This is a genomic window from Nocardioides lianchengensis (genome assembly GCF_900101465.1).
GTDB classification, from domain to species: domain Bacteria; phylum Actinomycetota; class Actinomycetes; order Propionibacteriales; family Nocardioidaceae; genus Nocardioides; species Nocardioides lianchengensis.
In genome coordinates this window covers 322,495-334,230 of sequence record NZ_FMZM01000007.1, presented here as the reverse complement: position 1 = coordinate 334,230, position 11,736 = coordinate 322,495, and the positions used below count along the sequence as shown (strand labels likewise).

At 73.9% G+C, this 11,736-nt stretch carries 13 protein-coding genes; 9 read left to right on the top strand and 4 right to left on the bottom strand.

Features of this window, described 5'->3' with window-relative positions; genetic code table 11:
- The 3 genes from BLT76_RS14870 to BLT76_RS14860 all read left to right on the top strand — a co-directional run.
- Positions 1-531, top strand: a 531-nt coding sequence (locus BLT76_RS14870) for a substrate-binding domain-containing protein (protein ID WP_139175542.1), incomplete at its 5' end; no start/stop codon positions are given.
- A gap of 298 nt (positions 532-829) precedes the next feature.
- The gene (locus BLT76_RS14865; protein ID WP_090857491.1) at positions 830-1,855 is read left to right on the top strand and encodes a LacI family DNA-binding transcriptional regulator; all 1,026 of its coding nucleotides are present in this window, start codon (positions 830-832) and stop codon (positions 1,853-1,855) included.
- 29 nt (positions 1,856-1,884) lie between these two features.
- Positions 1,885-2,418, top strand: coding sequence for a hypothetical protein (locus tag BLT76_RS14860; RefSeq protein WP_090857488.1), 534 nt, complete (start codon positions 1,885-1,887; stop codon positions 2,416-2,418).
- Here the strand turns inward: BLT76_RS14860 and BLT76_RS14855 are convergent.
- A complete protein-coding gene (locus BLT76_RS14855; protein WP_090857486.1) occupies positions 2,415-2,654 on the bottom strand; it encodes a hypothetical protein in 240 nt (79 codons plus the stop codon). The two genes, BLT76_RS14860 and BLT76_RS14855, sit on opposite strands and share 4 nt — an antisense overlap.
- A 210-nt stretch (positions 2,655-2,864) precedes the next feature.
- Entirely contained in the window at positions 2,865-4,028 is a 1,164-nt protein-coding gene (locus BLT76_RS14850) for a saccharopine dehydrogenase family protein (RefSeq protein ID WP_090857598.1), read from the bottom strand.
- 56 nt (positions 4,029-4,084) lie between these two features.
- Here BLT76_RS14850 and BLT76_RS14845 point away from each other — a divergent pair, with 56 nt between their 5' ends.
- Together BLT76_RS14845 and BLT76_RS14840 are read left to right on the top strand one after the other, a co-directional pair.
- On the top strand, positions 4,085-5,992 hold the full coding sequence (locus BLT76_RS14845) for a beta-propeller domain-containing protein (RefSeq protein WP_090857483.1): 1,908 nt from the start codon (positions 4,085-4,087) through the stop codon (positions 5,990-5,992).
- A gap of 84 nt (positions 5,993-6,076) precedes the next feature.
- Positions 6,077-6,346, top strand: coding sequence for a DUF2277 domain-containing protein (locus BLT76_RS14840; protein ID WP_090857480.1), 270 nt, complete (start codon positions 6,077-6,079; stop codon positions 6,344-6,346).
- Here the strand turns inward: BLT76_RS14840 and BLT76_RS14835 are convergent.
- Positions 6,334-7,200 (bottom strand): NmrA family NAD(P)-binding protein, encoded by an 867-nt coding sequence (locus BLT76_RS14835; RefSeq protein WP_090857478.1) that lies wholly within the window; start codon positions 7,198-7,200, stop codon positions 6,334-6,336. The two genes, BLT76_RS14840 and BLT76_RS14835, sit on opposite strands and share 13 nt — an antisense overlap.
- A gap of 80 nt (positions 7,201-7,280) precedes the next feature.
- Between BLT76_RS14835 and BLT76_RS14830 the strand changes: the two genes are divergently transcribed.
- Together BLT76_RS14830 and BLT76_RS14825 are read left to right on the top strand one after the other, a co-directional pair.
- The gene (locus BLT76_RS14830) at positions 7,281-7,982 is read left to right on the top strand and encodes a TetR/AcrR family transcriptional regulator (protein WP_090857475.1); all 702 of its coding nucleotides are present in this window, start codon (positions 7,281-7,283) and stop codon (positions 7,980-7,982) included.
- A gap of 25 nt (positions 7,983-8,007) precedes the next feature.
- Complete coding sequence (locus BLT76_RS14825) at positions 8,008-8,826, top strand: NAD-dependent protein deacetylase (protein ID WP_170867076.1); 819 nt, start codon at positions 8,008-8,010, stop codon at positions 8,824-8,826.
- A 133-nt stretch (positions 8,827-8,959) separates the two neighbouring features.
- On the opposite strand, the gene BLT76_RS14820 is transcribed toward BLT76_RS14825, so the two are convergent.
- Positions 8,960-9,646 (bottom strand): iron-dependent transcriptional repressor DtxR, encoded by a 687-nt coding sequence (locus BLT76_RS14820; RefSeq protein ID WP_090857470.1) that lies wholly within the window; start codon positions 9,644-9,646, stop codon positions 8,960-8,962.
- Between the two features lie 60 nt (positions 9,647-9,706).
- Between BLT76_RS14820 and BLT76_RS14815 the strand changes: the two genes are divergently transcribed.
- Entirely contained in the window at positions 9,707-11,050 is a 1,344-nt protein-coding gene (locus BLT76_RS14815; RefSeq protein WP_090857595.1) for a cryptochrome/photolyase family protein, read from the top strand.
- A complete protein-coding gene (locus BLT76_RS14810; protein WP_211752968.1) occupies positions 11,047-11,733 on the top strand; it encodes a hypothetical protein in 687 nt (228 codons plus the stop codon). The genes BLT76_RS14815 and BLT76_RS14810 overlap by 4 nt, the downstream gene beginning before the upstream one ends.
- Positions 11,734-11,736: the final 3 nt, after the last annotated feature.

The window sequence follows — 11,736 nt, the reverse complement described above, 5'->3', positions numbered from 1 at the left end:
GAGATCGCGTTCCTCTCCGCGGCGGCCAACGCCACGAACCAGAACGAGTGGATCGGCCTCATGGAGGACGAGATCGCTGCCTCGCACCCCGACATCAAGGTCGTCGACACCGTCTACGGTGACGACGACGACCAGAAGTCGTTCGACGCGACCGCGGCGCTGCTGAACAAGCACCCCGACCTCAAGGGCATCATCTCCCCGACCACGGTCGGTATCGCCGCTGCCGCGCGCTACCTGTCCACCTCCGACGCGAAGGGCAAGGTCGCGCTGACCGGTCTGGGCACCCCGAACCAGATGCGTGACTTCGTCAACGACGGCACCGTCACTGAGTTCGCCCTGTGGAACCCGGGCGACCTGGGCTACCTGGCCGCCTACGCCGCCGAGGCGCTCGTCAAGGGCGACATCGAGGGCGAGGGTGACTCCTTCACCGCCGGCGACCTCGGCGAGTTCACCGTCGGCGCGGACAACACCGTCCTGCTCGGCGACCCGTTCCGCTTCAACGCCGACAACATCGCCGACTTCGACTTTTGACCGATCCGAGCCTGAGCCTGCGACGGCTCGGGTCGGGGCGATCGCCCCGGCCTGAGCCTGCGAAGGCCGGAGGAGGCGATCGGGTTGAGGAGGGGCGCGCGGAGCCGAGCTTGCTCGGGGCTGCGCACCCCGTCTCGAAACCCTGATCCAGGGTTCCGAAGGCACCCTGCAGCACCACGCACCGAAGCACCACCGCACCACCCCGCGAGACCCGCCCGGCCGGCCATGGCTCTCCCGTGGCCGGCCGGGCACCCCACCCCGCCGTACCACTCACGACCACCCGAGGAAGGAGACCGAGATGTCGCTGACCCACGCCCCGCGGGCCGCGTCCGTGAAGGACGTGGCCGCTGCCGCCGGGGTCTCCGTCGGCACGGTCTCCAACGTCCTCAACCGGCCCGACCGGGTGGGGAGCGCGACCCGGGTCCGGGTGCAGGAGGCGATGACGGAGCTCGGCTTCGTCCGCAACGAGTCGGCCCGCCAGCTCCGCGCCGGCACCAGCCGGACCCTCGCCTACGTGATGCTCGACGCCTCGAACCCCTTCTTCACCGACGTCGCCCGCGGGCTCGAGCTCGCGGCCAACGAGGCCGACCTCGCCCTCGTCCTGTGCAACAGCAGCAACCTGGCCTCGCGCGAGGAGGCCCACCTGGCGCTGCTCCAGCAGCAGCGCGTCCAGGGGGTGCTGGTCACGCCGGTCGATCCCGACGCCGCGGTCCTGAAGGAGGTACGGCGCCGGGGCACCCCGCTGGTGATCGTCGACCGGACCCGCTCGGACGCCAGCTTCTGCTCGGTGGCCGTCGACGACCTGCACGGCGGCCGGCTGGCCGTCGAGCACCTCGTCGACCGCGGCCACACCCAGGTCGCCTTCATCGGCGGACCACCGCACCTCGGCCAGGTCCGCGACCGCCTCGAGGGCGCCCGCCAGGCCTGGGCCGCGGCCGGTCTCCCCGCCGACGACCTCGTCGTGCTCGCCACCACGACCCTCGACGTCCAGGAGGGCCGCAACGCCGGCGAGCGCCTCGCCGGCCTCCCGACGGCCCGCCGACCCACGGCGGCGTTCTGCGCCAACGACCTGCTCGCCCTCGGCCTGCTCCAGCAGGCCATCGGCTCCGGCACCCAGGTCCCCGAGCAGCTGGCCATCGTCGGCTACGACGACATCGAGTTCGCCGCGGCGGCCGCCGTACCTCTCACGTCCGTGCGCCAGCCCCGCCAGGAGCTCGGCCGCACCGCCGCCGAGCTCGTCCTCGACGAGGCGACCGACGAGGCCCACCGGCACCGCCAGGTGCTCTTCACTCCCGAGCTCGTCGCCCGTGCGTCGACGCGGTGAGCCCGGAGGCAACGATCCATACTGCCCAGGTGGTCGATCTGATCCCGACGGGCGGTAGGTGGAACGGGCTGCTCTTCGAGAACCCGGTGAGCGGGTACGACGCGGCGCTCACCTGGACCTTCGAGGTCGACCTCGACGTGACTCCGGTCGACACCACGGAGGTCACGTCCTCGCTCACCATCGACTGGGTTCCCGCTCCGCTCGCCGGTTCCTGGGCGTCGATGGTCGGGCTCGAGGTGAGCTGCTCCTTCGGGGAGCCCGCCGAGGCGAGTGTCTACCTCGGCGAGCACCACCGCTACCGCGACATCAGGCTGAGCGTGCTCGCCCAGGAGCGCGAGCGCCTGCTGGTCGACGTCGCGCTCGCTGGGGACGAGGACGGCCTCGGACATGCCGAGGTCGCTGCCCGTGCCTGGCTGGTCTTCGAGGGAATCTACGTTCAGCTGCACCCGAAACCCGAGACGGTCGACATGGCCGCGAGCGCGCTCGCTCGCTTCACCTCGGTCGCCGGGCTCGACGGACAGGACCGAGCGCACAACTACCTCTTCCGCCCCGGGCCGACCTAGACAGGATCGGGGCGGAATCTGTCGACCCGGACGGCCTCGGGCGCCCAGCGCGCGACCACCTCGCGCACCCGGGCCGCACGGCCCTCGGTCTCGGCGACCACGCTCAGCTGCGTGCGCCGGTCGTCACCTCGACCGTCGGGGCCGTCGACGGCGAAACCGTCGCGGTCCAGCAGCCGCCGCACCAGCAGTCCGTCGCGGTGCGACAGCTGGAAGCGCATCCGGTGGTCCTGCTCCATGCTCCACCTGCTGTCTCCCCCCAGCACATGACCTCCTGCCCGCGGACGGCTCGGACCAACCGGCGGTCTGGACCAGTCGTCATGTCCTGCGGGATTCCCCGGACACCGATTCAGAGGGTCGTTTAAAGTAGTCCACGAAGCCCGCTGGTGACCCGAGACGCCAGCGGGCTTCTTCCATTTCCTCCGGGCCCGCTGGTCCGGTCGTCGCCGTCAGTCGACGGTCTCGAAGCGCATCCCAACCGCCCGCAGCCGGGTGATCAGGTTCGCCCCCATCGCCTGCGCGGTCGTCACCGAACCGGAGGTGGGCGGGTTGTCGTCGAAGGCCAGGCAGAGCGCCGACTCGGCCAGCATCTTCGCGGTCTCGCCGTAGCCGGGGTCACCGCCGGAGACGCGCGTGTGGACGGTGCGGCCGTCTCCCTCGCCGACCAGATCGACGGTGAACCAGGCCTTCTCGCGCCGACGCTCGTCGGGCCCCTCCCCCTGCGGCACCCGGCTCAGCAGCAGGTGGCGCAGCGGCCGGACCTGGCTGGCCAGGGCCAGGGCGCCCGCGCCGACCGCCCCGCCGGCGGCGTAGCGCAGGGTCTTGGTGCCGGCGTAGTGGGAGTAACGGAACTCCGGCCCGTACGACGCCAGCGCCGCCCCGCTCCGCGCCACCACGAACGGGTCGATGGTCGGCAGCGGGACCAGCCAGAAGCCCAGCACCGGGTCGCGGTGCGGCTTGCCGCCGACCGCGCGCGAGGAGCGGCCCTCGGGGCGCGGCTCGACCCGCCTCCGGGCGACCGACGCCTCACGCATCTGCCGCGCCCGCGCGAACTGGTTCAGCGCGGAGTGGAAGGTGCCGCCCGAGAAGGTGCCGCCGGCGCGGACCACTCCGCGCACCGTCACCGGACCGGCCGCGGCCAGCTCCTGCACGGTGTGGAGCGCACCGAGGTCGTGCGGGATCGAGTCGAAGCCGCAGGCGTGCACGATCCGGGCCCCGGTGCGCTGGGCGGTGGCGTGGTGGGCGACGTACATGCGGTCGACGAACTCGGGCTCGCCGGTCAGGTCGACGTAGTCGGTGCCGGCCTCCGCGCAGGCGGCGACCAGCGGCTCGCCGTACGTGAGGTAGGGGCCGACGGTCGTGATGACGACCTTGGTCCGGCGCGCGAGGTCGGCCAGCGAGGCCGGGTCGGTGACGTCGGCCCGGATCAGCTCGAGCCTGCCCGCGTCCGGACCGAGCCGGTCGCGGACCGCGGCCAGCTTGTCGAGGTTGCGTCCGGCGAGCGCCCAGCGGAGCCCGGCCGGGGCGTGCGCGGCGAGGTACTCGGCGGTCAGCGCGCCGGTGAAGCCGGTGGCGCCGAAGAGCACCAGGTCGAGGTCGGGAGCATCAGCCATGGCCGCCATGCTGCCACCCGACGGAACCCCGCCCGCCGGTCCGGCGTCCGAGCCCCATGCCCCGCTCGCGCCCGCTCCTCGTGCTCGTCACCACCGCCGCCCTCGCCGGCGCCTTCGTCGCCGGGACGGCGGTGGGTGGTCCGGACGGTCCCGACCGGCCGGACGGGCCCCACCGCGGCGGCACCGACGCGAGCCCGGTCGCGGCGCCGTTCGCCGCCCCCGGCGCGCCCGTCGGGTACGCCGACGACTGCGCCACCCTCCTCGAGGCGTACGTCGAGCGGGCCGTCGACCTGGTCGGCCCCTGGGGCTGGGGCGACACCTCCCTCTACCGCGGGGGCCCGGTCCTGCTCGAGGAGCTCGCCGACGACGGCGCCGTGCGGAGGGCGAGCGGCTACGCCGGAGCCGCCAAGGCCCCGGCCTCGCAGCGGGCCACCAGCGAGGAGAGCGGGACCAACGTCCAGGAGTCCGGGGTCGACGAGCCCGACGTCGTGAAGACCGACGGCGAGCTGCTGGTCCGCCTCGACGACGGCGTCCTCACGACGTACGACGTCCGCGGCGGCGGCGCGCCGGCGCGGCTCGGGCGCCTGGTGCTCGGTGGGGCGCAGGAGGGCGAGCTGCTGCTGGCGGGCGACACCGCGACGGTCGTGGCCGCCCGGCCCGACGGGACGACCCGGGTGCTCGGCGTCGACCTCGGCGACCCGGCCGCACCGGTCGTCACGACGACCGCCGACTACGACGCCCGCCTGCTCGCCGCCCGGCTGCACGGGGACGCGGTCCGGGTCGTGGTCGCGGCGGGGCTGCCGGACCTGGACTTCACCCACCCGACCCGCCGCCGTACCGACCGGGAGGCGCTGCGGGCCAACCGCGCGCTGGTGCGCGCGACCACGATCGAGGACTGGCTCCCCACGGTCACCGAGGACGGCGCGACGACGCCGCTGGTCGACTGCTCCGCGGTCGCCCTCCCCGACGAGGCCGCGGGGCTCGACACCCTCGCCGTGGTCGGCTTCGCGGCCGGCGACCCCGCGGAGCGCACCGTCCAGGGCCTGGCCGCCGCGGCCGACGTCGCCTACTTCTCACCCCACCACCTCTACCTCGCCACCAGCCACGGGAGCGGCTGGGGGTGCTGCTTCCGCGAGTCGACGGGCATCACCGCCGCGTACGACGAGGAGCTGGCCGGCACCACCACGGTCCACGACCTCGAGCTCGCCGGCACCGGGACGACGTACCTCGCGAGCGGCCGGGTCGACGGCGTGGTCGCGGACCGCTGGGCGATGGACGAGCAGGACGGCGTGCTGCGCCTGGCCGTCGGGCCGAGCCAGCTCACCGGCAACTTCAACTCGGTCCTCACCCTGGAGCAGGACGGCCCCGCCCTGGTCGAGGTCGGGCGGCTCGACGACCTCGGGGTCGACGAGCAGATCAAGTCGGTGCGCTGGTTCGACGCGCTGGCCGTCGTGGTGACCTTCCGGGAGGTCGACCCGCTCTACGCCGTCGACCTCTCCGACGAGACCGCCCCCACGCTGCTCGGCGAGCTGAAGATCCCCGGCTTCTCCGAGTACCTCCACCCGCTCGGCAAGAACCGGATGATCGGCCTCGGCCAGGGGCCGACCGGGACCGGCCGCGGCTGGGGAGCCCAGGCGGGCTTCTTCGACGTCACCGACCTCACTGCCGTCCGACAGCTCGACGTCCACTCCTACCGTGCCGGGTCCCAGGCGCTCGCCGGCCAGGACCCGCGCCAGGTCACCTGGCTGCCCGAGCAGCGGACCCTGCTGACCGTGATCGCCGACTACGGCCGGCGCGGCCAGACCGGCTACGTCTCCGTGCTGCACCTCCACGACCGGCAGATCAGCAACCGGATGGTCGAGGTCGAGCACGGCGAGGACGTCGCCGAGGTCCGGACCGTGCCGCTCGGCGACGGCCGGGTGGTGCTGGTGACGGGCTCCGAGGTGTCGTACTTCGAGGTGTGAGGTCTCGATACGCCCCGCTCGTTCCTCGCGGGGCTACTCGACCAACGAAGGGACGGCCGCCGGCGGCCGTCGTACCCTCGAGGCATGTGCCGCAACATCCGCCCGCTCAACAACTTCGAGCCGCCGGCGACGAGCAGCGAGGTCACCGCCGCCGCTTTGCAGTACGTCCGCAAGGTCAGTGGCACCACGAAGCCGTCGCAGGCCAACCAGGCCGCGTTCGACCGCGCCGTCGCCGAGATCGCCCACCTCACCGAGCACCTCCTCGAGGAGCTGGTCACGACGGCGCCGCCCAAGAACCGCGAGGTCGAGGCCGAGAAGGCCCGGGCGCGCGCGGCCCTGCGCTACGCCCGCTGACCCACCAGGTCCTGCAGGACCTCGCGCACCGACGTCGCGGGACGACCGATGACCCGCTCGAGCGTGGGGTCGGTGACCGCGAACTCACCACGCCGGGCCGCCCGGAACATCCCGAGCGTGAACTCCGCGACGCCGGCGGGCGTCCCGGCCGCCACCGCGTCCCCGACCCACTGCTCGTCCGGTACGACGACACGGGTGACCGCTCGTCCGCTGATCTCGGAGACCAGGCCGGCGACGGCCTCGAAGTCGAGTGCCTCGGGGGCGGTCAGCGGCGCCGTGATCCCGTCGAGCGTCGCGTCCCCCACGAGGGCGGCCACCGCGACCTCGGCGAGATCGTCGTGCGCCGTCCACGAGAAGGGCCCGTCCTCCGGGAGCGCCAGCACCCCGCTCGCCACCGCGTCGCCCACGTAGTGGCCGAGCGTGGCGGCGTAGAACCCGTTGCGCAACGCGGTGTACGGCACCCCGAGCTCGGCGAGCCGGGCCTCGGTCCCGGCGTGCGTCAGCTGCGGCAGGAACAGCGAGTCGTACGACGCCGCCTGGTGGCTGGTGTAGAGGACCCGGTCGGCGCCGGCGTCGCGGGCCGCGGTCACCGCCGCCCGACCCGCGTCCGCCGCGGCGGCGCCCCGGATGGCCGCCGACACCACGAGCACCCGGCTGGCGCCCTCGAAGGCGTGCGCGAGGGTGGCCGGCTCGGTGAAGTCGCCGGCCCGGACCCGGACACCGCGCGCGGTGAGGGATGCGGCCGCGCGGACGTCCTGGACGCTCACCCCGACCTGGTCGGCGGGGACGCGCTCGAGCAGGCGTCGGACGATCCGCGACCCCAGTTGACCGGTGGCACCGGTGACGACGTACATGATGCGCTCCTATCGTTGATTCAGCCTTTGTGTTATCGACGATAGCACCAGTGCTAGCAACCACGCGTTATCGTTGATCCATGACCAGCGGAGCCGACCTCCAGGACAGCCCCCGGGCCCGCATCGTCGAGGCGGCCGCCCGACTGCTCCGCGAGCAGGGCGCGGGCGCGGTCACCACCCGCGGCGTGGCCCAGGAGGCCGGGGTCCAGGCGCCGACCATCTATCGGCTGTTCGGCGACAAGGACGGCCTGCTGGAGGCGGTCGCCGAGCACGCGATGGCCACCTACGTCGCGACGAAGACCGAGCAGTCCGCCGCCGAGGGCGACGACCCGGTCGCCGACCTGCGCACGGCCTGGCGCCAGCACCTGGACTTCGGGCTCGCCAATCCCGACCTCTACACGCTGCTGCTGGCCCCGGGCCGCCGCCGGGACTCCCCGGCGACCGAGGCCGGGATCGCGGTGCTCCGCTCCCGGGTACGACGCGTGGCCGCCGCCGGACGGCTCCGGGTCCCCGAGGAGCGGGCGGTGCTGATGATCCACGCCGCCGGGAGCGGCGCGGTGCTGACGTTGATCGGCACGCCTCCCGACGAGCGCGACCCCGGCCTGGCGGACGGTCTGCTCGACGCCGTGCTCGACCGGGTGCTGAGCTCCGGACCCGCCGCACCGGACACCTCGCCCACCGCCGTCGCGGTCACCTTCGGGACGGTGCTGGACGACCTGCCCGGCCTCTCCGCCGCCGAGCGCGCGCTGATGGCGGAGTGGCTCGCGCGGGCGACCGGCTGACGCGGTGCGACGTACCCTCGACGACGTGCAGACGTCCGCCGGGTCGACCACCACCGATGCGCTCGCCCTGCTGCGCGACCGTCCGCTGGTCGTGCTGACCGGGGCCGGGCTGTCGACCGACTCCGGGATCCCCGACTACCGGGGACCGGGCTCGCCCGCCCGGACGCCGATGACGTACGGCGAGTTCGTCTCGGGCGAGGCCGCGCGGCAGCGGTACTGGGCCCGCAGCCACCTCGGCTGGAGCCGGATGCGGGCCGCCGGTCCGAACGCCGGCCACCTCGCGCTGGCCGCGCTCGATCCGACCCTGCTGATCACCCAGAACGTCGACGGGCTGCACGAGCGCGCCGGCAGTCGGCGGCTGGTCGCCCTGCACGGGCGGATCGCCGACGTCGTGTGCCTGGACTGCCGCACGACCTCGGGGCGGGCCGAGCTGCAGGGGCGCCTCGACGCGGCCAACCCGGGCTGGCTGGCCGAGCACGCGGCGGCCGAGGTGCGGCCCGACGGCGACGTCGACCTGGAGGAGACCGCGGGCTTCGTGGTGCCGGCCTGCGAGGTGTGCGGCGGGGTGCTGAAGCCGGACGTGGTGTTCTTCGGCGAGAACGTGCCCGCCCCGCGGGTCGAGCGCTGCTACGCGGCGGTCGACGCGCTGGTCGACGCGGGCGGCGCGCTGCTGGTGGCGGGATCGAGCCTGACGGTGATGAGCGGGTTCCGGTTCGTCCGCCGCGCGGCCAAGGCGGGGACGCCGGTGGTGATCGTCAACCGCGGCGAGACCCGCGGCGACGAGCTGGCGACGTACCGCCTCGACGTGGGGTGCAGCGAGTTCCTCAGCGCGTTGGCGCCATGACCGCGGCGAGCTCGCGGAGCAGCTCGACGACGTCGTCGACCTCGAGCGGGCGGGCGGCGGGAGCGTTCTCGACCAGGTGCATGCCGTCTCAACGACGGCCCGCCCCGGAGGTCATCCGGGGCGGCGGAGAGGTCTAGACCCGCTTCACGAAGATGTGGTCGGCGGCCTCGGGCACGATCTCGGCGGTCTCGCCGCCGGAGCCCACCAGCACGCCGGCCGCCGTGGAGACCACGGTGACGGTCTTGTCGGGCAGCGCGCCGACCCGGCGCATGGCGCTCATCAGCACCTCGTCCTTCTGCATCTCCTCGGAGATCCGGCGGACCAGGACCCGTCCCTCCATCGACCCGGCCGCCTTCGACAGCGGCTCGACGTCGGCCATGAACTCCTCGCCGATCTCGCTCTGGCCCAGCTCGGCCAGCCCCGGGATCGGGTTGCCGTACGGCGACTCCGTCGGGTGGTCGAGCAGCTCCAGCAGCCGCCGCTCGACGGTCTCGGACATCACGTGCTCCCAGCGGCAGGCCTCCTCGTGGACCAGCTCCCACTCGAGGCCGATGACGTCGGTGAGCAGCCGCTCGGCCAGGCGGTGCTTGCGCATCACGCGCATCGCGAGCCGGCGGCCCTCGTCGGTGAGCTCGAGGTGGCGGTCGCCCTCGATGGTGAGCAGGCCGTCGCGCTCCATCCGGGCCACGGTCTGCGACACCGTCGGTCCGCTCTGGTGCAGGCGCTCGGCGATCCGGGCCCGCAGCGGGACGATGCCCTCCTCGACGAGCTCGTAGATCGTCCGCAGGTACATCTCGGTGGTGTCGATCAGGTCGCTCACGCTGGTCATTGTGTCCCATGACAGGTGAGCACTCCCAGTCCGATGGGAACCTGGACGGCGATGCCTTCCGTGATGTGGTTCCGCCGTGACCTGAGACTCGCCGACAACCCCGCGCTGCTCGACGCGGCCGAGGCCAAAGAGGTGCTCCCCCTGTTCGTGCTCGACCCCACGCTCTGGGATCCGGCCGGGCCCAGCCGGCGGGCCTACCTCGGTGCTTCGCTCCGCTCGCTCGACGCCTCGCTGCGGCAGCGGCAGGCCGGGCTGTCGGTGGTCCGGGGCGACCCGGTGCGCCGCGTCCTCCTCGCCGCGAAGGCGGTCGGCGCGAGCCGCGTGCACGTCGCGGCCGACTACGGCCCCTACGGACGCGAGCGCGACGCGCGGGTCGAGGAGGCGCTGGCCGAGGCCGGGATCGAGCTGGTCCGCACCGGCTCGCCGTACGCCGTGGCGCCGGCGCGGGTCACCAACGGCAGCGGCGAGCCCTACAAGGTCTTCACGCCGTTCTCGCGAGCCTGGGCCGAGCACGGCTGGCGCGACCCGGTCGACGCCCCGACCGGGGTCTCGTGGCTCGCGCTCGACCAGGACACGACCGACATCCCCGACCCGGCGCTGCCGTCGGGGCTCACCCTGCCCGAGGCCGGCGAGGCAGCGGCGCGGCGCGCCTGGTCCGACTTCCTCGACGGACCGGTCGAGACGTACGCCGAGGACCGCGACCGCCCCGGGGTCGAGGGGACGTCGCGGATGTCGCACCACCTGAAGTACGGCGAGATCCACCCACGCACGATCCTGAAGGACCTCGCCGGCCTGCGCAGCCGGGGCGCGCAGGTCTACCGCAGCGAGATCGCCTGGCGGGAGTTCTACGCCGACGTGCTCTTCCGGCGCCCCGACTCGGCCCGCGTCTACTACAAGCCCGAGTTCGCCCGGATGACCTACGACGAGCCCGCCGACCAGCTGGTCGACTGGCAGGAGGGCCGCACCGGCTTCCCCATCGTCGACGCGGGGATGCGCCAGCTGCGCGAGACGGGCTGGATGCACAACCGGCTGCGGATGATCGTCGCCAGCTTCCTGGTCAAGGACCTGCACGTCGAGTGGCAGCACGGCGCCCGGCACTTCCTGCACTGGCTGGTCGACGGCGACCTGGCCTCCAACAACCACGGCTGGCAGTGGACCGCCGGCAGCGGCACCGACGCCTCGCCGTTCTTCCGGGTCTTCAACCCGACCTCCCAGGGCCGCAAGTTCGACCCCGACGGCGCCTACGTCCGCCGGTTCGTGCCCGAGCTCGCCGACGTCGCCGACCCGCACGACCCGTCCGCCGACGACCGCGACCGGGTCGGCTACCCGCACCCGATCGTCGACCACGGCGACGAGCGCAAGGAGGCGCTGGAGCGCTGGGAGCGGATCCGGTGAGGGGCGACCTGGTGATCCCGGCCCGCTTCCGCGGACCCGCCCGCTCCGGCAACGGGGGCTGGTCGGCGGGCGCGCTGGCGTCGTACGTCGACGCGCCGGTCGTGACGGTCCGCCTCCGGCGGCCGCCGCCGCTGGACAGCCCGTTGACGGTCGGCGAGCAGGACGGGTGGACGGTCGCCACCGCCGGGGCCGACCTCGTCCTCCAGGCCCGGCCCGGGGGCGCGCTCACCCCCGTCAGGCCCGTGGACCCGAGCACCGCCCGGGCCGCGGAGGCGTCGTTCCCGGGGCTGAGCAGCCACCCGTTCCCGGGCTGCTTCTCCTGCGGCACCGAGCGCGGGGCGGGTGACGGGCTCCGGATCTTCCCCGGGCCGGTCGGCCCCGATCGCGTGGCCGCGACCTGGACCCCGGACCACGACGTGGACCGGCCGGTCACCTGGGCCGCCCTCGACTGCGCGGGCGCGTGGGCGGCGGGCATGGCCGAGCGCGCCATGGTGCTCGGCGAGTTCACCGCCCGGGTCGACCGGCTTCCCGTCGCGGACGAGGAGCACGTGGTGCTCGGGGAGCACCGGGCCACCGAGGGCCGCAAGGTGTTCACCGCGACCTCGGCGTACTCCTCGAACGGGGAGCTCGTCGGGACGACGGAGGCGACCTGGTTCCTGGTCGACCCCGACGCCTTCAACTGAGGG